General features: G+C 64.7%; 16 protein-coding genes. 8 read left to right on the top strand and 8 right to left on the bottom strand.

The genetic code is table 11. The annotated features are described in order from the left end of the window. Window positions 1–33 precede the first annotated feature (33 nt). Together AC07M7_RS11580 and AC07M7_RS11575 are read right to left on the bottom strand one after the other, a co-directional pair. A complete protein-coding gene (locus AC07M7_RS11580; protein WP_495207433.1) occupies window positions 34–1,275 on the bottom strand; it encodes a dipeptidase in 1,242 nt (413 codons plus the stop codon). 94 nt (window positions 1,276–1,369) lie between these two features. After that, on the bottom strand, window positions 1,370–2,539 hold the full coding sequence (locus AC07M7_RS11575; protein ID WP_046983836.1) for a class I SAM-dependent rRNA methyltransferase: 1,170 nt from the start codon (window positions 2,537–2,539) through the stop codon (window positions 1,370–1,372). A gap of 348 nt (window positions 2,540–2,887) precedes the next feature. Here AC07M7_RS11575 and AC07M7_RS11570 point away from each other — a divergent pair, with 348 nt between their 5' ends. Then, window positions 2,888–3,850: a TerC family protein gene (locus AC07M7_RS11570; RefSeq protein WP_495207432.1), complete on the top strand. Its 963-nt coding sequence runs from the start codon at window positions 2,888–2,890 to the stop codon at window positions 3,848–3,850. A 94-nt stretch (window positions 3,851–3,944) separates the two neighbouring features. Next, on the top strand, window positions 3,945–4,715 hold the full coding sequence (locus tag AC07M7_RS11565; RefSeq protein ID WP_495207431.1) for a rhomboid family intramembrane serine protease: 771 nt from the start codon (window positions 3,945–3,947) through the stop codon (window positions 4,713–4,715). A 127-nt stretch (window positions 4,716–4,842) separates the two neighbouring features. Here AC07M7_RS11565 and AC07M7_RS11560 read toward each other — a convergent pair whose 3' ends face one another. The 6 genes from AC07M7_RS11560 to rpmH form a co-directional block, all read right to left on the bottom strand. Next, window positions 4,843–5,958, bottom strand: a complete 1,116-nt coding sequence (locus AC07M7_RS11560; protein WP_046983838.1) for a glycerophosphodiester phosphodiesterase — start codon at window positions 5,956–5,958, stop codon at window positions 4,843–4,845. Window positions 5,959–6,250: 292 nt separating this feature from the next. Further along, a complete protein-coding gene (mnmE, locus tag AC07M7_RS11555) occupies window positions 6,251–7,600 on the bottom strand; it encodes a tRNA uridine-5-carboxymethylaminomethyl(34) synthesis GTPase MnmE (RefSeq protein WP_495207430.1) in 1,350 nt (449 codons plus the stop codon). A 3-nt stretch (window positions 7,601–7,603) separates the two neighbouring features. After that, on the bottom strand, window positions 7,604–10,276 hold the full coding sequence (locus AC07M7_RS11550; protein WP_046983840.1) for a polysaccharide deacetylase family protein: 2,673 nt from the start codon (window positions 10,274–10,276) through the stop codon (window positions 7,604–7,606). 119 nt (window positions 10,277–10,395) lie between these two features. Further along, window positions 10,396–12,111, bottom strand: coding sequence for a membrane protein insertase YidC (gene yidC / locus AC07M7_RS11545; protein WP_046983841.1), 1,716 nt, complete (start codon window positions 12,109–12,111; stop codon window positions 10,396–10,398). Next, on the bottom strand, window positions 12,111–12,605 hold the full coding sequence (gene rnpA / locus AC07M7_RS11540) for a ribonuclease P protein component (protein WP_495207429.1): 495 nt from the start codon (window positions 12,603–12,605) through the stop codon (window positions 12,111–12,113). The genes yidC and rnpA overlap by 1 nt, the downstream gene beginning before the upstream one ends. A 5-nt stretch (window positions 12,606–12,610) precedes the next feature. Continuing rightward, window positions 12,611–12,751, bottom strand: a complete 141-nt coding sequence (rpmH, locus tag AC07M7_RS11535) for a 50S ribosomal protein L34 (RefSeq protein WP_006404565.1) — start codon at window positions 12,749–12,751, stop codon at window positions 12,611–12,613. A 254-nt stretch (window positions 12,752–13,005) separates the two neighbouring features. Here rpmH and dnaA point away from each other — a divergent pair, with 254 nt between their 5' ends. The 6 genes from dnaA (at window position 13,006) to AC07M7_RS11505 (ending at window position 22,171) form a co-directional block, all read left to right on the top strand. Then, a complete protein-coding gene (gene dnaA, locus AC07M7_RS11530) occupies window positions 13,006–14,337 on the top strand; it encodes a chromosomal replication initiator protein DnaA (RefSeq protein ID WP_046983842.1) in 1,332 nt (443 codons plus the stop codon). Window positions 14,338–14,613: 276 nt separating this feature from the next. Next, window positions 14,614–15,714: a DNA polymerase III subunit beta gene (dnaN, locus tag AC07M7_RS11525; protein WP_006404569.1), complete on the top strand. Its 1,101-nt coding sequence runs from the start codon at window positions 14,614–14,616 to the stop codon at window positions 15,712–15,714. 999 nt (window positions 15,715–16,713) lie between these two features. Beyond that, window positions 16,714–17,808 carry a DNA replication/repair protein RecF gene (recF, locus tag AC07M7_RS11520; RefSeq protein WP_295381836.1) on the top strand — a complete coding sequence of 365 codons (1,095 nt, stop codon included), beginning with the start codon at window positions 16,714–16,716 and terminating at the stop codon, window positions 17,806–17,808. A gap of 112 nt (window positions 17,809–17,920) precedes the next feature. Next, on the top strand, window positions 17,921–20,380 hold the full coding sequence (gene gyrB, locus AC07M7_RS11515) for a DNA topoisomerase (ATP-hydrolyzing) subunit B (protein ID WP_253077912.1): 2,460 nt from the start codon (window positions 17,921–17,923) through the stop codon (window positions 20,378–20,380). 67 nt (window positions 20,381–20,447) lie between these two features. Beyond that, on the top strand, window positions 20,448–21,293 hold the full coding sequence (locus AC07M7_RS11510) for a CPBP family intramembrane glutamic endopeptidase (RefSeq protein ID WP_495207428.1): 846 nt from the start codon (window positions 20,448–20,450) through the stop codon (window positions 21,291–21,293). 71 nt (window positions 21,294–21,364) lie between these two features. Beyond that, window positions 21,365–22,171 (top strand): M48 family metallopeptidase, encoded by an 807-nt coding sequence (locus tag AC07M7_RS11505; RefSeq protein WP_046983846.1) that lies wholly within the window; start codon window positions 21,365–21,367, stop codon window positions 22,169–22,171. Window positions 22,172–22,256 lie beyond the last annotated feature (85 nt).

Genomic DNA, 22,256 nt, shown 5'->3' with positions numbered 1-22,256 from the left:
TGCCCGGCGGAATTCCGGATGCACGCAGGGCGCTCAGCCGCCCTGCTTTGCCGCGTAATCCTGCGCCTGACGCATCACCCGCAGCAGGTTGCCGCCCCAGATGCCGGCAATCTGCTTCTCGGTATAGCCTTTGCGCAGCAGCCACGCGGTGATCTTCGGCAGCTGGCTGACATCGGGCAGGTCGCTCAGGCCGCCGCCACCATCCCAGTCCAGGCCGATGCCCACGTGCTCGGGACCGACCACCTTGAGGATGTGCTCGAAGTGGGCGAAGAAGTCATCCAAGCTGGCGTGGCGCACCGGATGCTCGTGATCCAGCGCCTGCTCGGCCTTGAGCAGCTGTACGCCCTGCTCGATGCCCATCCCTTCCCAGCCGCCCAGCTGCTTGCTCAGCGCTTCCTCGGCCTGCTTGCGCTCGGGCGTCTTTGCGGTGTCGATCAGATAGCCGCCATAGGCATTCACCTGGATCACGCCACCGGCCTTGGCCAGCTTGCGCAGGCGCGCGTCATCCAGGTTGCGCGGATGGTCGTAGACCGCCTTGGCCGAACTGTGCGACAGCACGAACGGCACCGGCATCATCGCCAACAGGTCATCGAACACGGCGTCGGAGGCGTGCGACTGGTCGATCACGATGCCCAGTTTCACTGCCTGACGCACCAGATCCTTGCCGGTCGGGCTCAGCCCCTTCCACTCCGCGCCCTTGGGGTCGGTGGCCGAATCGGCGAACTCGTTGTTGGCGAAGTGCACGGTGCTGAGCAGGCGCAGGCCGGCGCGATGGTAGAAGGACAGCAGGCTGGGATCGGCCACCAGCGGGCTGGCGTTTTCCATGCTGATGTAGACCACGCGCTTGCCGGCGCCCTTGATCCGCGCGGCGTCATCGGCGGTCAGTGCCAGCGCGAAGCGCTCGGGGTTGGCCGCCAGCATCTCGCGGATCTGCAGCAGCCGCTGCAGGCCGTGGTCGCGCTCGGCCAGGTGCGCAGCGGCACTACGGTCACCCTGATCGGTGTAGATCGCCCAGAAACCGCCGTCCAGCGCACCTTCGACCATGCGCGGATAGTCGACCTGCGACAGCGCGTTGCGGTCGTGGCGCTGCTCGATGTCGAAGCCGGTGCGGCCGAAATTGGCCGGCGTGTCCAAGTGGCTGTCGAGAGTGACCAGGCGCTGCTGCAGGGCCTTGGCGCGGGCCAGTTCCTGCGCACTGAACTCGATGGCGTGGGCGGACAGCGGCGCGCACAGCGCCAGAGCAAGCACGACGGACAGATGGCGCAACGAAGACATGGGCTCTCACCGCGAATGGGAAGAGCCCGACCATAGCGCTGCGGCCACGCATTGGGTAGCGCCGGGCCGCGCCCGGCGCTACGGCATCACGCGATCAGTCGACCACGCGGCAGAACACGGCCTTCAGGTAACGCGATTCCTGGACGTGGGCCATGAACGGATGGTCCGGGCCGGCGCCGGCCACCTTCAGGATCTGGATCGTACGGCCGGAGAAGTACGCCGCACGACGCAGCATGTCGAGGAACTGGTCCTCGGCCACCAGGCCGGTGCAGGAGAACGTGGCGAACAGGCCACCGGGCTTCACCACGCCCAGCGCCAGCTTGTTCATGTCCAGGTACTTCTTCAGCGCGGTGATGACCTGGTCGCGGTCGCGGGTCATCTTCGCCGGGTCCAGGATCACCACGTCGTACTGTTCGCCGCGGTTGGCAGCATCGCGCAGCCACGGGAAGATGTCGGACTGGACGAACTTCGGGCGCACGTTGTTCAGGCGCGAATTGCCCTTGGCGATCTGGATGACGTCTTCATCGATGTCGATGCCGACCACTTCCGAAGCACCACGCGCCGCCGCATACACCGCGAAACCGCCAGTGTTGCAGCACAGGTCCAGTACGCTCTTGCCTTCCACCTGCTGGCTCAGCCACTCGCGGTTCTCACGCTGGTCGGCGAAGAAACCGGTCTTGTGGGCACCGGCCGGGTCGGCGCGGAACTTGATGCCGTACTCGGTGATCACCGACGCTTCGGTGGTGGTGTTGCCGTGGAAGTCGAAGCTCTCCTGCTTCTGCACGTGCTCGTCGGCGAAGCTGTGGAAGCGGCAACCCGGGAACTGCTCGCGCAGCGCTTCGTAGATCCATTCGCGATGGCGGAACATGCCGGCGGCGAAGAACTCGACCACCACCAGATCGTTGTAACGGTCCACCACCAGGCCGGACAGGCCGTCGCCTTCGCTGTGCACCACGCGCCAGGCGTCGGACACCGCATCGAGCTTCAGCACCTCACGGCGCAGCGACACGGCCTGGGCGATCTTGCGCGAGAACCAGCCGGCATCCACCGGCACGTTCTGATCGGTTTCGAGGATGCGCACGGCGATGCGCGAGTGCCCGTTGTAGAACCCGCGGCCGATGAACTCCCCGTCCACGCCGACCACGTCGACGATGGAACCGGGCTTGGGCCGGACGGTCGGCTTCTCGACCAGTTTCTGGAAGATCCACGGGTGGCTGGAACGCCACGCATTCTTGAGGCGGACAATCGGAAGGGGGGTATTCATCCACCTATTGTAAACCGGGCGCCGGGGTCAGATCCCCGCAGGGGCGCTGACCCCGGCGGGTATGCCAACCAAGGTTGGCATCTACCAGAGCGGGGACCCCGGTCACCCGCCATTTGACTGCGGCCCGGCCAGGCCGCAGAATCGGCGCCAGAAGGGGAGTAGCTCCCAGACGTTGTCGCCGTCATTTCGAGCCCGCAGGCTCCGGTGCAACGGCAGTTCCAGCCGACTGGAACTGCGAGCGAGACCTTCGCCGTACTGGCGAAGCTCTGTCCCTGGATCCCCTCCCGATCCTCCGTTGCAGATCCTCGCCGTCCGGCCTGGCATTCATCTTTCCAACGGACATTCCCAATGCAGACGATCGGTAACGTGTGGTTGTGGGGCGGCTTCGCGGCGGTGGTGGTCATCGCCCTGCTGGTCGACCTCGTGTTGATGCGCCATGGTGGACCGCACAAGGTCACCTTCAAGGAAGCCCTGTGGTGGTCCATCGGCTGGGTCGTGCTGGCCCTGCTGTTCAATGCGGGCCTCTGGTACTACCTGAATGAGACCGCCGGCCAGGTGGTGGCCAACAAGGTCGGGCTCGAATTCCTGACCGGCTACCTGGTCGAGAAGGCGCTGGCGGTCGACAACATCTTTGTCTTCCTGATGATCATGAGCTACTTCGCGGTGCCGGAGGAGCAGCGCCAGAAGGTGCTGATCATCGGCATCCTGGGCGCGATCGTGCTGCGTACGGTCATGATCTTCGCCGGAAGCGTGCTGATCACCCAGTTCCATTGGCTGCTCTACGTGTTCGGTGCCTTCCTGCTGTTCACCGGCTGGAAGATGTGGTTCGCCGCCGGCCAGGAGCCGGATCTGGAGGCAAACCCCGCCCTGCGCTGGATGCGCAAGCACCTGCGCCTGCTCCCGGATTACGCCGGCAACGCAATGAGCGTGAAGCGCGACGGCGTGCGTTGGTTCACCCCGCTGTTCGCGGTGCTGATCCTGATCGCGGTGACCGACGTGATCTTCGCGGTGGACAGCATCCCGGCGATCTTCGCCATCACCACCGACCCGTTCATCGTGCTCACCTCCAACGTGTTCGCGGTGCTGGGCCTGCGCGCGATGTTCTTCCTGCTGGCTGGCATGGCCGACCGCTTCCACCTGCTGCCGTACGGTCTGGCGCTGGTGCTGGGCTTCATCGGCATCAAGATGATGATCATCGACCTGTTCAAGATCCCGACCCCGGTGTCGCTGGGCGTGGTAGCGGTGATCATCGCCGCGACCGTGGTGCTGAGCCTGAAATACCCGCCGAAGGAAGGCTCCGGCCACGCCTGATCACGGCCGGCCGGCGGGATTGTCCCGCCGGCCGCACCCCACTCTCCCGCGGCGGTGGCCTTGGTTTCGCGCCAGTCACCGCCATTGCTGAGGTATGAACAGCAACGCGCCCCTGCCCGCTGGCGACGCGCCAGCCCCCCGCAATGACCGCATGCGTATCCTGCGGGCGTTCAACGTCAGCCTGGCCGCGGTGCTGGTACTGATCGCCGTGTTCGCACTGCAGGGCACGTTCGACTGGCGGCCATGGGCGGTCGCGCCACTGGAAGCGAAGGGCCTGCTTGGCCTGATCGGCGGCCCGCTGCTGCATGCCTCGGTCGAGCACATCGCCGCCAACAGCATCGCCATCCTGATCCTCGGTACCCTGGCCGGCAGCGTCTACCCCAGGGCTACTCTCCGCGCGCTGCCGCTGTTGTGGCTGGGCTCGGGGATCGGCGCGTGGATGCTCGGCAATCCGGGCAGCGTGCACCTGGGTGCCAGCGGCGTGACCCATGGCCTGATGTTCCTGCTGGCCAGCCTCGGCCTGCTGCGCCGCGACCGCGCAGCAATCGCCACCGGACTGATCGGCATGCTGTTCTACGGCGGCATGCTGATGACCATCCTGCCGCACGCCGACGGCGTGTCCTGGCAGTCGCACATGGGCGGCGCCTTCGCCGGCATCATTGCCGCGCTGCTGTTCCGCAACGCCGATCCGCTGCCGCCACGCCAGCGCTACAGCTGGGAAGACGAAGAGGACGCGATCGAGCCGTTGTCCGACGACGAACTCGAGCCGCCGTCGCCGCAGCGCGTGCCGGTGCTGTGGCAGCCGCGCGAGGGGCAGGACTACGTGGTGATCCCGTTCCGCCGGCCGGAAGAGCCGCGCGGTTGAAACGGTGACGGGGTCGGATCCCCGTAGGGGCTCCGACCCCACCCGGCATTTTCATGACCCGGTAGTGGCCGACCTTGGTCGGCACTCCTGCCGTGTGCCAACCAAGGTTGGCATCTACCAGAGCGGGTCAGTTCGCCGCGTTCCCCGCCGCGCCCATCCCATCCACCGCCTGCCGGCCCAATGCCGGGTCATCGGTGAAGAAGGCATCGATGCCGGTTGCCAGATAGGCACGCATCTCGGCGATCGAGCCTTCCGCGTTGCGCGCGTTGTCGGCGCCCCTGCGCAGGTTGCTGGCCTGGAAATGATTCTCCGGGCGGAAGGTGTACGGGATCACCATCAGGCCCACCGCATGTGCATCCTGTACCAGCGTGGTTGGCGTCCCCAGTGCGCCCTTGGCGTCCAGCGGAATGATCGAGCGCAGTTCCGGGCCGATGCTGTCGGCGTAGACGGCGATGTCCTTCAGCCCAGACGGGGTCATCATCTGCGCGTAGGTCAGCTTGCCGCCTGCATTGACGATGTCGGCCGGCTGGGTGTCTCCCTTCCACAGCAGCTGCAGCAGGCGGATGTTGCTGCCGCGCGGGATCTTGCCGCGCAGGTAGCGCAGGTTGGCGGTCTCGAACGACTGGATGGTGACCGGGCCAACGTTGGTATAGGCATTGCCGCGCAGCGCGGCGAGCAGCTTGTCTTCCATCGGCAGGCCGACCGACTGGAAGTAGGTCGGGTGCTTGATCTCCGGCACCAGGCCGATGCCGCGGTTGGCACGACCGGCCTGCTGCACCAGGAAGGCCAGGATCTCGTCCAGGCTGGCAATGCGGAACTGGCCGTCGTAAGCGGTGCTGCGCAATTCCGGCAGGCGCTCACGCGCGTACAGTGTCTTCAGCTCGGCCAGGGTGAAGTCTTCGGTGAACCAGCCCTCGACCTTCTGCCCGTCGATGACCTTGCTTGTCCGGCGGCTGGCGAATTCGGGATGCGAGGCGACATCGGTGGTGCCGCTGATCTCGTTCTCGTGGCGGGCCACCATCACCCCGTCCTTGGTCATCACCAGGTCCGGTTCGATGTAGTCGGCGCCATCGGCGATGGCCTGCGCATAGGCTGCCAACGTGTGTTCGGGCAGCAATGCGCTTGCACCGCGGTGGCCGTAGACCGACACCTTGTGCGCGGCCGGGGTGGAGGATTCAGCACTCATGGCCACCGATGGTGCCACGGCCAGCGACAACAGCAATGCACAACCCCACGACTTCACTGCGACTTCCCCAAGCGGTATGTGATGGGCGTCAGTATGCGGCGGCAATGTGACAGGTGGGGGACCCCGGGCTCGGATCCCCGAAGGGGGCCCGGCCTCATGTATCCGGTAGTCGCCGACCTTGGTCGGCGCTCTGCCAGCGGGCGTTCACGACCCCAGACGGCCTGTGCCAACCAAGGTTGGCACCTACCAGAGCGTGAGCCGCGCGATTGATCGATGACGGGGTCAGAGATCCCTTCGGGGATCTGACCCCGAGGTGCTGCCCCAGCCGAGCATGGGCTCGGCTCTACAGTTACTTGCCGATGCAGAAGCTGGAGAAAATCCTGCCCAGCAGATCATCGGCACTCATCTGCCCGGTGATTTCGCCCAGCGCGTCGTGCGCCAGACGCAGCTCCTCGGCCGCCAGCTCCAGGTGCTCGTGCGCCAGCTCGCCATCCGCGCGCTGCGCGTGTTCCTGCGCACGCTCGATCGCATCCACATGGCGGGTACGCGCGGAGAATTCGCCATCCACCTGCTCCCCTGCCCCGGCACTGGCGATGCTGCGCAGGCGCGCATGCAGGTCTTCCAGCCCGGCGCCGGTCGCAGCAGAGACGAACACGCGATCAGGATCGTCCAGTCCCGGCAACGCATCCAAGAGATCCGACTTGTTGTGGATGTAGACCTTGTGCGGCACCGCGGCCACGGCTTCGCCCAGCGCGGCTTCACCTGCAACGGGGTCGCGCGCGTCCAGCACGATCAGCGCCAGGTCGGTGCGCTCGATTTCCACGTGGGCGCGGCGCATGCCTTCGCGTTCGATGGCGTCGCCGCCATCGCGCAGGCCGGCGGTGTCGACCAGGGTCAGTTCCAGGCCATCCAGCCGGATGGTCTCGCGCAGCGTGTCGCGGGTGGTACCGGCAATGTCGGTGACGATGGCACGCTCGCTGCCGGCCAAGGCGTTCAGCAGCGAACTCTTGCCCGCGTTCGGCGGGCCGATCAGCACCGCGTGCAGGCCATCGCGCAGGCGACGACCGCGTTCTGCATCGCGGCGCAGCAAGGCCAGGTCGCTGCGCGCCTGCTCCAGCCCACGCCGTACCTGTGCCCCACCAAGCGTATCAAGTGGTTCGTCGGCGAAGTCGATGGCTGCTTCCACATGGATGCGCAGCAGTACCAACTGCTCGATCACCGCGTCGATGCGGCGCGAGAACACGCCGTCCAGCGAACGGCGTGCAGCGCGCGCGGCGCGGTTGTCACCGGCGGCAATCAGGTCGGCGATGGCCTCGGCCTGGGCCAGGTCGAGCTTGCCGTTGAGGAACGCCCGTTCGCTGAACTCACCCGGCCGCGCCTGGCGTGCACCGAGCGCGATGCAGCGCGCGACCAGTTGCTGCAGCAGCACCGGGCTGCCATGGCCCTGCAGTTCCACCACTTCTTCGCCGGTGAAGCTGTTCGGTGCCGGGAACCACAGCACGATGCCATCATCAATGACCTCGCCGTCGGCATCGCGCAGGCGTGCGTAATGCGCGTGGCGCGGGCGCAGTGCAGGCGCGCCCAGCGCGTTGGCGATGGCCGCGGCGCGCGGACCGGACAGGCGCAGCAGGCCGACACCACCAGCGCCCGGTGCGCTGGCGATGGCCACGATGGTGTCGGTGCGGATCGCTTCGTTCATGGCTCAGAGTTTCTCCAGCTGCGCGCGCGCCTGTGCTGCGCCGCTGCCCTGCGGCTGCAGCGCAAGGTAGGTGGTGTAAGCCTGCTTCGCCTTGGCCTTGTCGCCGGCGTTGAAGTAGGCATCGCCCAGGTTGAGATAGGCCACCGCACGCGAGGGGTCGATCTTCAGCGTGTTCTCCAGCCAGCGCGCGGCTTCGGCGTAGCGCTGCTGACGGTAGTAGACAAAGCCCAGGTTGTTGGCAGCCTGGGCGAAATCCGGGCGCAGCTTCAGCGCTTCGGTGAACTGCGCCACTGCTTCGTCGTACTGCTTCTCGCGGTACAGCTGCAGGCCACGGTCATTGGCCTGCTGCGCGCGCTGGCGGTCGGAGGCAGGTCCGGCAGTGGGCACCACCAGCTTGGCCTTGCCGCCCTGCAGGTCGGCCACGGTCACCGGTGCCTGGCTGCCCTTGGCTTCGCTGGCGGCATCCACCTTGCTGTTCAGCGCGATCGCATCGGCAGTCAGCTGGCGCGTGTCGGCATTGAGGAATTCCTGGCTGTCCGGCACCTGGAACACGAACTCGCCGCCCTGCGAACCGGGCAGGCTGCCGAAGGCCGGTGTCTGGTGTGAAACCGCGGACACCGCCGGCGCCACGTAGGCGGCCAGTTCGGTGCCGGTGATCAGGCCATCGCCATTGAGGTCCCCCTTGCCGGCCAGCGCCTGCAGCAGCACCCAGGTGAACACCGAATGGCCGTTCGGGCCGGCATCGGCCACCTGCTGGTCCGCACCACCGGCGGTCAGCATCTGCCGCGCACTGCGACGCGCATTCTCGCGCAGGAACGACGACGACGATGGGCCGCCGCGGGTCAGGCCGAGGCCGCTGTAGCAGGCATCCATCACGAACATCACGTGCTTGGCCTGCATGCTTTCGGCGATGTTCTGGATGTCGGTCATCGCGATGGCGTCGGTGGCGAATTCCTTCGGGTCCGAGTCCACCGGGATGATGTAGCCGAGGTCGCGCCCGGAGGCGAGCTGGCGGGTAGCGCCATGGCCGGCGAAGAACACGAACACGCGGTCGTTCTTTCCGGTGCGGTCGTCGGCGAGGCGGTCGTGGAAGGCGGCCAGGATGTTGTTGCGGGTGGCCTGCTCGTTCTTCAGCACGATCACCTGCGAGGACGGGAAGCCGAACTGCCCGGTCAGGGTATCGGCCACCGCCTGTGCGTCATGGCTGGCGTATTCCAGCTTCGGCCACTTGGCGTAGGTGTCGATGCCGACCACGATCGCCCACGACTTCTCGTAGCCGGTGGTGACGGTGGCGGCACTGGCCTCGCCCTTGCGCGCGCGGGCGACAGTGAACTCACGGCCATTCCAACCGGCGAACTGGTAGCCGTCGGCAATCAGCCGGTCGAGAATCTGCGGCAACGCCTTCACCGCACGATCGTGGATGTCGTGGAACAGGATGATGCCGCGCTGTTCCTTGTTCACCTGGTCGAGCACGCGTTGCACGATCGACTCCGGCACCGGGTCGGCCCAGTCCATCGAGTCGATGTTCCACATGATCGACTTCAGCCCGGCCTCGTTGAGCAGCTGCAGGCCTTCGGCATTGCGCGCGCCGTACGGGAAGCGGAACAGCGGTGCGCGCTTGCTGTCGACATCCTTCAACAGCGTATCGGTGTCGAGCACCTGCTGGCGCAGTGCGTCGCCGGTGGTACGCGACAGCTGGGCGTGGGTCAGGCTGTGGTTGCCCACGGCGTACCCATCTTCCATCAGGCTGCGGCTGATCTTCGCCATCGGCCCGAGGCTGACTTTGCCATCACTCTCGACCTTGCCGAGGTTGCGGCCGACTTCGAAGAACACACCCGGCACGTCGTAGCGCTTCAGGATCGCCACCACTTCATCGGTGTAGGCCTTGTGCGGGCCATCGTCGAAGGTCAGCACCACTGTCTTGGCTGGCAGGTCGCGGCCGAAGATCTCGCGGTCGCTGTCCTTCATTGACATCGGGTACGGCTCGATCACCCCGTAGTCGCGCAGGATCGCTTCGCGGCTGTAGTCCTTGTGCAGGTGGGCGATGTAGTCATCCCACTTCTCGCGCTTCAGCTCGATGGCGCGGGTGCGCTCGAAGCGGCTGAAGATGCGGGTCAGTTCCTGGTTGTAGTTGCGTTCGATTTCGTCGAGCGCCTCCAGGTCCTCGCCGATGCGCTGGTGCAGCTTCACCGCCGGCAGCGACGAATCGGTACCGACCCGCTCGTGCAGATCACGCAGTACTTCGCGGAAGGCCAGGCGATCGGCATCGAACAGTTCCGGTGCGGATTCGATGTAATCCAGCACCGTGCCGAGGGTGGCGAAGCGCTGCGGGCTGGAACCGCGCAGCAGGCTGTCGAACTGCGCGGCGATGGCCGCGCGTTGCTCCAGCCCATCGTGGAACAGTTGCTGGCCAATCTGGGTGGAGGTGCTGCGGTCGGCGGCCGACTGCCTTTCTTCGTCGGCCAGCAGCACGATGATCCGGCGGTAGCCATCCAGCTGCTTCTGCAACACAGCCAGCAACGGCGCAGCGGCGGGATCGGCGGCGGCCGCGGCCTGCGCGCTGGGCTGGGTGACCGTGGTCGCCGGCGCCTTCGCGTCCTTGTCGCCACAGCCGGCAACGACCAGGGTCAACAACAGCGAGGGCAGGAACAGGCGGAACGACGACGCACGCGGCATGGCGGACTCGATGGATGCAGGAACGGTGTGTGTGCCGGCGATTCTAACGCCGGATGCGAAAAGCCCGCCTTGCGGCGGGCTTTTGCTGAGGTCAGCCGGCCAGCGGCCGGCTCTACCGATTACTTCTTTTTGACCGGGGCCGGTGCGGTGGTGGCCGGAACCGGCTCGCCACCGTGGCGCTTGGTCATCCACCACTGCTGCAGCAGGCCCAGGCCGCCGTTGACCACCCAGTACAGGACCAGGCCGGACGGCATGAAGGCCATCATGACGCCGAACACCAGCGGCATGAACTGCATCATCTTCTGCTGCATCGGGTCCATGCCCGGTGCCGGGGTCAGCTTCTGGGTGAACCACATCACCGCCACGTTGATCACCGGCAGGATGAAGTACGGGTCGCGTGCGGTCAGGTCCTGGATCCAGCCGAACCAGGGCGCCTGGCGCAGTTCGACCGATTCCACCAGCACCCAGTACAGCGCGAAGAAGATCGGCATCTGGATGAGGATCGGCAGGCAGCCGCCCATCGGATTGATCTTTTCCTTCTTGTACAGCTCCATCATCGCGGTCTGGAACTTCTGGCGGTCATCGCCATAGCGTTCCTTCAACTGCGCGATGCGCGGCTGGAAGCGACGCATCTTGGCGCCACTCTTGTACTGGGTCGCCGACAGCGGGTACAGCACCAGCTTCAGCAGCACCACCAGGCCGACGATCGCCCAGCCCCAGTTGCCAACCAGCTTGTGCACCTGGTTCAGCACCCAGAACAGGCCCTGGCCGATCACCGCCATCATCGAGAAGCGGCTGTAGTCGACCACGCGGTCCAGGCCCGGCACGTCTTCCTTGGCGATCAGGTTGACCAGCTTCGGGCCGACCCACAGGCGGGCTTCGGTGCTGGTGGACTGGCCCGGGGCCACGGTGAAGGCCGGGCCACGCGCTTCGATCAGGTCACGACCGGCCACCTGCGACAGCACGTAGTGTGCGGTCTGGTCCTTCTGCGGGATCCAGGCGGTGAAGAAGTGGTGCTGCAGCATCGCCAGCCAGCCGCCGGTGATGTTCTGGTTCAGCGTGCCGTCTTCCAGGTAGTCCTTGAACGCACGACGCTGGTACTTCTTGTCGTTGTCGTACCAGGTGGCGCCGTTGAAGCTGAAGGAGTCCGGGTTGGTCATGCTCCGCGACAGGATGGTCGGGCTGCGGTCCAGTGTGCGGTAGACGTAGCCGTTCCACGGCGCGGCGCCGGTGTTGCTGACCTCGTCCTTGAAGCGAACGGCGTATTCGTTGCGGGAGACGGTCAGGGTGCGCTTGATGGTCACGCCGTTGTCGGCGGTCCACACGAACGGGATCTGCAGTTCGTTCTGGCCCTTGGCCAACACGAAGTCCTTGGTGTCGCCGACCAGCTTGAAGCCGTCAGCGCCGGGGACGGGGGTGTTCTTGTCTTCACTGGCCCAGCCGCTGATCGCGCTGTACGGATGCGCGGGATCTTCGGTCAGCAGGCGCACCGGCGGGCTGCCTTCGTCCTTGCTCTGCGGGAACTGCAGCAGTTCGGCGTCGAGCACGCGGCCGCCATCGAGCTTCAGGCGCAGCACGTCGGTGGTGACGGTCACGGTCTGTGCGGACGGGGTGGCGCTGGCCTGGGCCTGTACTGCGGCCTGACCCGGGGCACCGGGAACCTGCGCGCTGGGGATGCTACCCGGGGTCGCGCCCGGAACATTCTGTGCAGCGGCCGGAGCCGACGTGGTCGCCGGTGCCGGAGTCGGGGCAGCCTTTTCGCGGCTCCACTCCATCCACAGCAGCACGGCCACCATCAGCCAGGCAAAAATAAGGAATACGCGGGTCTGGTTCATCAGCGGGCAGGCTCAGCGATGCCGGAACGCGGTGCCGGCTCGGTCAAAGAGGGAGTTGCGATGCCATCAGGCGGCGGCATTGTGCCGTCCACGCCCGGCGTGGGCAATGCACGCAGGCGCCGCAACAGGCGCAGGAAGGCCTGGCGGATATCGTCGTTGCTGGCGTTACGCGCAGCACTACGAGCCACGACGACGAAGTCGCCTGGCTGCATATCGGTTCGTGTCTGACGCAAGGCGTCGCGCAGGACGCGCTTGATCCGGTTACGCCCAACGGCGTGCGGATCGACCTTGCGGGAAACCGCCAGACCCAGCCTGGCCGGCCGGTCAGCCGGCAGCCAGTGCAGGGTCATCAGCGGATCGGACACACGGCGGGCGCCGTTGAAGACCGTTGAATATTCGGCACGCGTGCGAACCCGCGCAGAGCGAGGGAATCGCTTGCGCGGGTCTGCAGTATTCACTGTCGAATGGATTGCGTCTGCCGCTGGATGCGGCATGGCAATCAGGCGCTCAGGACTTTGCGGCCCTTGGCGCGGCGACGCGACAGGATCTTGCGGCCGTCAGCGGTCTTCATACGGGCACGGAAGCCGTGGTCGCGCTTACGCTTGAGGTTGCTGGGCTGGAAGGTGCGCTTGGTGGCCATGTGGGCCTCTCGTATGAATGGGACGGAAAGAACCGGAAATTTTAGAGAGGTACCCCACCCCGCGTCAACCCCTTGGAGCTACGCGAATTCACCGGCCTGTGCAATAGCTGTGGATGTTTTTGTGAATAAGTAGGGGACAAGCATTCCGAAGCCCTGCGCTCGGTGGTAGTCTGAGCCATCCATTTCCCCCCTTTCCGGCCTGTGTTTGGGCGCCTTGTCGCGTCCATGCCCCGGCCACCGGACGATTATTGCTGATGGATGCCTGGTCCCGTAGTCTCGAGCGCCTCGAAGCGGAGTTCCCGCCGGAAGACGTTCACACCTGGTTGAAGCCACTGCAGGCCGATCTGCGCGTGGACAGCCTGGTGCTGTATGCACCGAATGCCTTCATCGTCGACCAGGTACGCGAACTGTACCTGGCCCGGATCCGCGAACTGCTGGCCCACTTCGCCGGTTTCAGCGACGTTTTTCTTGAAATCGGCTCGCGCCCGCGGCCGGTGGAGGCGCAGAACGCGCCGGTTTCCACGCCGTCGGGACATGCTTCCAGCGAACCGCAGGTGCCGTTCGCCGGCAACCTGGACAATCACTACACCTTCGCCAACTTCGTCGAAGGCCGCAGCAACCAGCTGGGCCTGGCCGCTGCCTTCCAGGCGGCGCAGAAGCCGGGCGACCGTGCGCACAATCCGCTGCTGCTGTACGGAGGCACCGGCCTGGGCAAGACCCACCTGATGTTCGCCGCCGGCAACGCCATGCGCCAGGCCAACCCGGGGGCGAAGGTGCTGTACCTGCGCTCGGAACAGTTCTTCAGCGCGATGATCCGGGCCCTGCAGGAAAAGACCATGGATCAGTTCAAGCGGCAGTTCCAGCAGGTGGACGCGCTGCTGATCGATGACATCCAGTTCTTCGCCGGCAAGGACCGCACCCAGGAAGAGTTCTTCCACACCTTCAACGCGTTGTTCGATGGCAAGCAGCAGATCATCCTCACCTGCGACCGCTATCCGCGCGAAGTCGAAGGCCTGGAAGCGCGCCTGAAGTCGCGGCTTGCCTGGGGCCTGTCGGTCGCGATCGAACCGCCGGACTTCGAGACCCGCGCCGCGATCGTGCTGGCCAAGGCGCGCGAACGCGGTGCCGAGATTCCCGATGATGTTGCGTTCCTGATCGCCAAGAAGATGCGCTCCAACGTGCGCGACCTCGAGGGCGCGCTGAATACCCTGACTGCCCGTGCCAATTTCACCGGCCGTGCGATCACCACCGAATTCGCCCAGGAAACCCTGCGCGATCTGCTGCGCGCCCAGCAGCAGGCGATCAGCATTCCCAACATCCAGAAAACGGTTGCCGACTACTACGGCCTGCAGATCAAGGATCTGCTGTCCAAGCGCCGGACCCGTTCGCTGGCTCGTCCGCGCCAGGTCGCCATGGCCCTGACCAAGGAGCTGACCGAACACAGCTTGCCCGAGATCGGCGACGCCTTCGCCGGTCGCGACCACACCACGGTGCTGCATGCCTGCCGGCAGATCCGCACCCTGATGGAGGCCGACGGCAAGCTCCGCGAGGACTGGGACAAGCTGATCCGGAAGCTGAGCGAATGATGCACGTCCGCCGATAAGGCGTCATCGCATAAAACGGTGCAAAATCCGGTAGCAAGCGCGGGACAGGGTGTGGATAAAAAAGCCGTTCGATTTCGCGGTAAATTTATCCACAGCTTTCCCCACCCCTTGGGGGCTGGTAGTGCAGAGGGTTTCGAGGCCTGAAACTTCTTTTATTACAAAGACTTAGCTGTGTTTTCCAGCGATTCTGGCTCTACCATCACCACCAAGCTTTTGATTTATTCCACATCTTTTTAAAGCATAGGGGCACGGAACCACATGCGTTTCACACTGCAGCGCGAAGCCTTTCTCAAGCCGTTGGCACAGGTCGTCAACGTGGTCGAACGCCGCCAGACCCTTCCGGTTCTGGCCAATTTCCTGGTCCAGGTGCAGAACGGCCAGCTGTCGCTGACCGGTACCGATCTGGAAGTCGAAATGGTGTCGCGGATCGCGGTTGAAGATGCGCAGGACGGCGAAACCACGATCCCAGCCCGCAAGCTGTTTGAGATCATCCGCGCCCTGCCCGATGGCAGCCGGATCACCGTCTCGCAGACCGGTGACAAGATCACCGTGCAGGCAGGCCGCAGCCGCTTCACGCTCGCTACCCTGCCCTCCAACGACTTCCCGTCGGTGGATGAAGTGGAAGCGACCGAGCGCGTTGCGATCGGCGAAGCGACCCTGAAGGAGCTGATCGAACGCACTGCGTTCGCGATGGCCCAGCAGGACGTGCGCTACTACCTCAATGGCCTGCTGTTCGACCTGCGTGGCGATGCGCTGCGTACGGTTGCCACTGACGGTCATCGCCTGGCCCTGTGCGAAACCGATCTGGCCAAGCCCAGCGGTTCCAAGCGCCAGATCATCGTGCCGCGCAAGGGCGTGACCGAATTGCAACGCCTGCTGGAAAGCGGCGACCGCGAGATCGAGCTGGAAGTCGGTCGCAGCCACGTGCGCGTCAAGCGCGACGATGTCACCTTTACCTCAAAGTTGATCGATGGCCGCTTCCCGGACTACGAAGCAGTGATCCCGATCGGCGCCGATCGCGAGGTCAAGGTGAACCGTGAGTCGCTGCGTGCGTCGTTGCAGCGTGCGGCGATCCTGTCCAACGAAAAGTACCGCGGTATTCGCGTGGAAGTCTCGCCGGGCAACCTCAAGATCAGCGCGCACAACCCGGAGCAGGAAGAGGCCCAGGAAGAGATCGAAGCGGACACCACCGTCAGCGACCTGGCCATCGGCTTCAACGTGAACTACTTGCTGGATGCCCTGTCCGCCCTGCGCGACGAGGAAGTCATCATCCAGCTGCGCGATTCCAACTCCTCGGCGCTGGTGCGTGAATCCAGCAGCGAGAAGTCGCGCCACGTGGTGATGCCGCTGCGTCTCTGACATCAGCGCTGTTTCACGTGGAACCGAACGACGCCCGGGATCTTCCCGGGCGTTTTTTTTGTTCCACGTGGAGCATCGTCACCTGGATCTTTGCGGAGCTGAGTCATGCCCGCTGGTTCTTTCAGATGCTCCGCTTCTCTTCGATCACTCGTGGCGTGAAGTGCTGCCTGCATTGACGAAGAGCTTCACTCACCTCGAGGCCTGCTTCCAACGCAATTGCGATCATGTCGAGGGCGAGTTGTGCGGGTGAATCCGCAGATCGAGGGAGCGCTTCCAAGAAAGTGGAAGTCGCGACGATTTGGGTATGGCTCAACGATCGATCTGCAGTGCCTGCTGACGCGACTGTCCACAGGGTTGATTCCGGGAGATTCGGGCCCTGCCAAGCTTCTAAATCTGGGTATAAATCTAAAGCATGGTGGTGATGGTAGGGCCAGATTTCGTGGAAAAACAGCCTATCTTTATGATTTAAAAGAGATTTGTTGGCCTGAAACCCCCTGTATAGCGGGCCCTGGGGCTGGGGGGGAACCTGTGGATAGTTTCGAACTGAGCGCTGAAGGCCTTTTTTATCCACAGATTGCCCATACCTTGTGTATAAGTCATACAGTCCTGCTGTGGATAGCGTGAAACGGCAATGCGAATTTCTTTGAAATCTGTGGAACCTCGCGGGCCAGGGCTTCCCGGATTTCAAGGAATCTGCAGGTGTAGATCCGGTGGCGGCTGGTGCTGGCTGCTGAAGATCCTGTAAGTGGCACTGAAATCGTTGAAAACTGCGGGTCAACCCCCTGCCACGGCGCACAGATTTGAAGGATTTTTCGCTGGGTGCGGGCCTTGGCATCGCCGCTACGGCAACCGTTGTCCACGTGGAACCCAGCATTGGGTCAGCGCCAACGGTGTCCTGTGTGCCAAGCATCCAGCTGCAGCCGCTGGGCTTGACCGATGCAGTAAGCTGATGGATTCCCCGCTCCTCTACCGCCCTGTGCGGATGGTCCTTCGCGCCCCATGCAGATCCGCCGCCTCGCCCTGCACCAACTGCGTCGCTTCAATGCGGTGGACCTCTCTCCGCAGCCGGGCTTGAACCTGCTGACCGGAGACAATGGCGCCGGCAAGACCAGCATTCTTGAGGCCCTGCACCTGATGGCCTATGGGCGCAGTTTCCGCGGCCGGGTACGTGATGGCCTGGTCCGCCAGGGGCAGGAAGCGTTGGAGATCTTCGTGGAATGGGATGAACAGCGCGCCAGCCACCCTCCTCATCGGCGAAAGGCCGGTCTGCGCCACAGTGGCCAGGACTGGAAGGGACGATTGGATGGCGAAGACGTTGCCCAGCTCGGCAACCTCTGTGCTGCCTTGGCGGTGGTGACCTTTGAACCAGGCAGCCACGCACTGGTCAGCGGGGGCGGCGAACCCCGCCGCCGGTTCCTCGATTGGGGCTTGTTCCACGTGGAACCGGATTTTCTATCCCTGTGGCGCCGCTACTCCCGGGCGCTCAAGCAACGCAATGCACTGCTCAAACAGGGCGGGCCTTCGCGGATGCTGGATACCTGGGACCACGAGCTGGCCGAGGCAGGCGAACCGCTGACCAGCCGCCGCCAGCACTATCTGGAACGGCTGCAGCAACGAACCGTGGCACTTGCGGCGGAACTGGCTCCCCAGCTGGGTATCCAAGCGATGGAACTGAGTCCGGGCTGGCGTCGCCACGAGTTGCCGTTGGCCGATGCGCTGCTGCTGGCCCGCGAACGCGACCGCCAAGCGGGCTATACCTCGGTTGGGCCGCACCGGGCGGACTGGAGCGTGGACTTCCACAGTATTCCTGGCCGTGATGCGCTGTCCCGTGGCCAGGCCAAGCTGACAGCCCTGGCCTGCCTGCTGGCCCAGGCCGAAGACTATGCGGAACAGCGCGGGGAGTGGCCGGTCATCGCCCTGGATGATCTGGCCTCGGAGCTGGATCGCACCCACCAGGCACGGGTACTGGAGCGGCTGCTTGGCGGGCCGGCCCAGATTTTCGTCACCGCTACCGAAACCCCGGTGGCGCTGCAGGAACTGACCCACATCGCCCGGTTCCACGTGGAACATGCACAGATCGTGGCTGTGCCATAGTGGGCACAACAGGGCCGCTCGACCCCGGCTGGTATAATTCGGGTTGGAATCCTTTCATTCTCGGCGCATCGCCCAAAGCGGTGCCCGACCTGCGGAGCCTACGGCAAGCGCAATGAGCGACGAACAGAACACCCCGGCAAACAACGGCAACTACGACGCCAACAGCATTACGGCCCTGGAAGGCCTGGAGGCTGTCCGCAAGCGCCCAGGCATGTACATCGGTGACGTCCATGACGGCACCGGCCTGCACCACATGGTGTTCGAGGTGGTCGACAACTCCATCGACGAAGCCCTCGCCGGCCATGCCGACCACGTGGCGGTGACGATCCACGCCGACGGCTCGGTTTCGGTGTCCGACAACGGTCGCGGCATTCCGACGGGCAAGCACGAGCAGATGAGCGCCAAGCTTGGCCGGGAAGTGTCCGCTGCCGAAGTGGTGATGACCGTCCTGCACGCAGGCGGCAAGTTCGACGACAACAGCTACAAGGTTTCCGGCGGCCTGCATGGCGTCGGCGTCAGCGTGGTCAACGCGCTGTCGCAGAAGCTGCTGGTGGACGTGTTCCAGGGCGGTTTCCACTACCAGCAGGAATTCAGCAACGGCGCCGCGGTCACCCCGCTGGCAAAGCTGGAGAGCACCACCAAGCGCGGCACCACCGTGCGCTTCTGGCCCTCGACCGTGGCGTTCCACGACAACGTGGAATACCACTACGACATCCTGGCCCGTCGCCTGCGTGAGCTGTCGTTCCTGAATTCCGGCGTCAAGATCGTGCTGGCCGACGAGCGTGGTGATGGCCGTCGCGATGACTTCCACTACGAAGGCGGCATCCGCAGCTTCGTCGAGCATCTGGCCCAGCTGAAGACCCCGCTGCACCCGAATGTCATCTCGGTCACCGGCGAGCACAACAACATCGTGGTGGATGTGGCGCTGCAGTGGACCGACTCCTACCAGGAGACGATGTACTGCTTCACCAACAACATCCCGCAGAAGGACGGTGGTACCCACCTGGCCGGCTTCCGTGGCGCGCTGACCCGTGTGCTCAACAACTACATCGAGCAGAACGGCATCGCCAAGCAGGCCAAGATCAACCTGACCGGCGACGACATGCGCGAAGGCATGATCGCGGTGCTGTCGGTGAAGGTGCCCGATCCCAGTTTCTCCAGCCAGACCAAGGAAAAGCTGGTCAGCTCCGACGTGCGCCCCGCCGTGGAAAACGCCTTCGGCGCGCGGCTGGAAGAGTTCCTGCAGGAAAACCCGAACGAAGCCAAGGCGATCGCGGGCAAGATCGTCGACGCCGCGCGTGCCCGTGAAGCCGCGCGCAAGGCCCGCGACCTGACCCGCCGCAAGGGCGCGCTGGACATCGCCGGCCTGCCGGGCAAGCTGGCCGACTGCCAGGAAAAGGATCCGGCACTGTCCGAACTGTTCATCGTCGAGGGTGACTCGGCAGGTGGCTCGGCCAAGCAGGGCCGCAACCGCAAGAACCAGGCGGTGCTGCCGTTGCGCGGCAAGATCCTCAACGTGGAACGCGCGCGCTTCGACCGCATGCTGGCCTCGGACCAGGTCGGTACGCTGATCACCGCGCTGGGTACCGGCATTGGCCGTGACGAGTACAACCCGGACAAGCTGCGCTACCACAAGATCATCATCATGACCGACGCCGACGTTGACGGCGCCCATATCCGCACGCTGCTGCTGACGTTCTTCTACCGTCAGATGCCGGAGCTGATCGAGCGTGGTTACGTCTACATCGGCCTGCCGCCGCTGTACAAGATCAAGCAGGGCAAGCAGGAGCTGTACCTGAAGGATGACCCGGCGCTGGACAGCTACCTGGCCAGCAGTGCGGTGGAAAACGCTGCGCTGGTTCCGGCTACCGGTGAACCGGGCATCGAAGGCCTGGCGCTGGAAAAGCTGCTGCTGACCTACGCCGCCGCGCAGGATTCGATCGAGCGCAACGCGCACCGCTACGACCGCAACGTGCTCGAAGCACTGGTCGACTTCGTGCCGATGGATATGGACAGCCTGCGCAATGCTGGCGAAGGCGAAGGCCTGGATGCACTGGCCAAGCGCCTCAACCAGGGCAGCCTGGGCAGCCCGCGCTTCACCCTGGAGCTGCAGGAAGCCAACGAGCAGCGCCCGGCAGCCGTGCTGGTGACCCGCCGTCACATGGGCGAAGAGCTCATCCAGGTGCTGCCGCTGTCGGCCTTCGAAAGCGGTGAACTGCGTGCGATCCACCAGGCGTCGACGCTGCTGCATGGCCTGGTCCGCGAAGGCGCGATCATTTCCCGTGGCGCCAAGTCCATCGAAGTGGACACGTTCGCCAAGGCACAGAACTGGCTGCTCGAGGAGGCCAAGCGCGGCCGTCAGATCCAGCGATTCAAGGGTCTGGGTGAAATGAATCCGGAGCAGTTGTGGGACACCACGGTGAATCCGGAGACCCGCCGACTGCTGCAGGTGCGTATCGAAGATGCCGTCGCAGCTGACCAGATATTCAGCACCTTGATGGGTGATGTCGTCGAACCGCGTCGCGATTTCATCGAAGACAACGCGCTGAAGGTCGCAAACCTGGATATCTGACACAATCGGATCATGGCCGGTGCGCGGGGAGGTGCACCGGCTTTCGACCCTTGAACGCAGGTACCTGATGTCCGCTTCCGCCCCGGTTTCCGCCCCGCCCCCGGTTCCGCCGGCCTCAGTCGCGCCGCGCGCGGGTTCCCCGTTGGCGGGCTTCTTCATCGATCTGGGCATTGCCGCGGTCACCCTGTTCGGCCTGAGCATGGTCACCGGCCTGCTCTGGGGCTTCTATCGCGCCATCGTGGTTGGTTATGCCAATGCACAGGCAAATGGCGGCGCCCTGTCGCCGGCAGAAACAACAGCGGCCGTCGGCCAGCCCGGGGCCCTGGCGCAGATCCTGATGGCCCTCATCGCCACCGGTGGAGCCGCCCTGCTCCTGTACTTCTGGCGACGCCCGGCCAATGCGGCCGAACGCCTGGCTTCACGACAGGCGCTGCGGCGGCCCTCGACCTGGGGCTGGACCGTGCTGGTGGCCCTGTTGATCGTGCTGGGCAGCAACGGCATCGCCTTTCTGGCCAAACAGTTTGGCATCGCGCCGGTGCCCACCAACGTGGAACTGATGCAGAACGCGATCGCGCGTTTCCCGTTGTTCCTGGTGCTGTTCGCAGTCGTGCTGGCGCCTGCCTACGAGGAGCTGCTGTTCCGCCGCGTGCTGTTCGGCCGCCTGTGGCAGGCTGGCCGTCCCTGGCTGGGTGTCATCCTCAGCAGCCTGGCCTTCGCGCTGGTCCACGAAGTACCAGGGCTGAGCAGGAATTCACTGCTGGGCATGGCCCAGCTGTGGCTGGTCTACGGCGGCATGGGCGCCGCGTTCTGCTGGCTGTACCAGCGCACCGGCACGCTGTGGGCGGCGATCACAGCCCATGCACTGAACAACGCTGTTGCACTTGCCGCTATGGTGTTCCTGGGATCAACGTAACGCCGTGTCCGCTTGACGAAAGATTAAGCCGTTACGCTACACACTGCGCATATGAACACGGGGGTGCACCCATGAAACACCTGCTGCTGGCCCTTGTCATCACCACGTTGGTCAGTGCTTGTGCGACCACGACGTCACCCACTGGCCGTCGGCAGATGGTCGGTGGCGTGTCACAGGCGCAGCTGGACCAGCTCGGTGCGCAGGCATTCGCCGAGACCAAGCAGAAGGAAAAGATCAGCACCGATGGCCGCCAGAACGGCTATGTGCAGTGCGTGGTCAACGCCCTTGTCGCGCAGCTGCCGCCTCAATACCGTGGCGTACGGTGGGAGACGGCGGTGTTCGTCGACAAGGAGCCCAACGCCTTCGCCCTGCCCGGTGGCAAGGTTGGTGTGAACACCGGCATCTTCACCGTGGCCAAGAACCAGGATCAGTTGGCTGCCGTAATCGGCCATGAAATCGGCCACGTTATCGCCCGCCATCACGAAGAACGCATCACCCGCCAGATGGGCGCACAGACCGGCCTGGCCGTGCTCGGTGCGCTGGCCGGTGCCGCCTACGGGGAAGGCGCCGCCAGTACGGTCAACCAGCTCGGTGGCATGGGTGCGCAGACCGCTTTCCTGCTGCCAGGTTCGCGCACCCAGGAAAGCGAAGCCGACGTGATCGGCCAGCGGCTGATGGCGCAGGCGGGGTTCAACCCGGCGCAGGCCGTCGATCTGTGGCAGAACATGATGGCCGCCAGTGGCGGTCGTAGCCCACAATGGCTGTCCACCCACCCTGATCCGGCCAACCGGATCCAGGAACTGCGACGCGATGCACCGGGCCTGACCCCGGTCTATCAGCAGGCGCAGGCGGGTGGGCTGCGGCCAAAGTGCGGATGAGTGCGCAGTTTCATGCTGTATTGCAGCACATAAAACGATTTCTCACGCCATCTGTTTCTGATACGTTTGGCGGCTCAGATTTTTC

Source organism: Stenotrophomonas sp. GW821-FHT09E08, from assembly GCF_059416125.1.
This window is presented reverse-complemented; position numbering and strand designations above follow the sequence as displayed.

Excerpts from the sequence above, each read along its gene's own strand:
- AC07M7_RS11505 (WP_046983846.1), top strand. The coding sequence starts at position 21,365 with ATGAAACACCTGCTGCTGGCCCTTGTCATCACCACGTTGGTCAGTGCT.
- AC07M7_RS11550 (WP_046983840.1), bottom strand. The coding sequence starts at position 10,276 with ATGCCGCGTGCGTCGTCGTTCCGCCTGTTCCTGCCCTCGCTGTTGTTG.
- rpmH (WP_006404565.1), bottom strand. The coding sequence starts at position 12,751 with ATGGCCACCAAGCGCACCTTCCAGCCCAGCAACCTCAAGCGTAAGCGC.
- AC07M7_RS11570 (WP_495207432.1), top strand. The coding sequence starts at position 2,888 with ATGCAGACGATCGGTAACGTGTGGTTGTGGGGCGGCTTCGCGGCGGTG.
- dnaA (WP_046983842.1), top strand. The coding sequence starts at position 13,006 with ATGGATGCCTGGTCCCGTAGTCTCGAGCGCCTCGAAGCGGAGTTCCCG.
- mnmE (WP_495207430.1), bottom strand. The coding sequence starts at position 7,600 with ATGAACGAAGCGATCCGCACCGACACCATCGTGGCCATCGCCAGCGCA.
- AC07M7_RS11575 (WP_046983836.1), bottom strand. The coding sequence starts at position 2,539 with ATGAATACCCCCCTTCCGATTGTCCGCCTCAAGAATGCGTGGCGTTCC.
- gyrB (WP_253077912.1), top strand. The coding sequence starts at position 17,921 with ATGAGCGACGAACAGAACACCCCGGCAAACAACGGCAACTACGACGCC.
- rnpA (WP_495207429.1), bottom strand. The coding sequence starts at position 12,605 with ATGCCGCATCCAGCGGCAGACGCAATCCATTCGACAGTGAATACTGCA.
- recF (WP_295381836.1), top strand. The coding sequence starts at position 16,714 with ATGCAGATCCGCCGCCTCGCCCTGCACCAACTGCGTCGCTTCAATGCG.
- AC07M7_RS11565 (WP_495207431.1), top strand. The coding sequence starts at position 3,945 with ATGAACAGCAACGCGCCCCTGCCCGCTGGCGACGCGCCAGCCCCCCGC.
- AC07M7_RS11580 (WP_495207433.1), bottom strand. The coding sequence starts at position 1,275 with ATGTCTTCGTTGCGCCATCTGTCCGTCGTGCTTGCTCTGGCGCTGTGC.
- AC07M7_RS11510 (WP_495207428.1), top strand. The coding sequence starts at position 20,448 with ATGTCCGCTTCCGCCCCGGTTTCCGCCCCGCCCCCGGTTCCGCCGGCC.
- yidC (WP_046983841.1), bottom strand. The coding sequence starts at position 12,111 with ATGAACCAGACCCGCGTATTCCTTATTTTTGCCTGGCTGATGGTGGCC.
- dnaN (WP_006404569.1), top strand. The coding sequence starts at position 14,614 with ATGCGTTTCACACTGCAGCGCGAAGCCTTTCTCAAGCCGTTGGCACAG.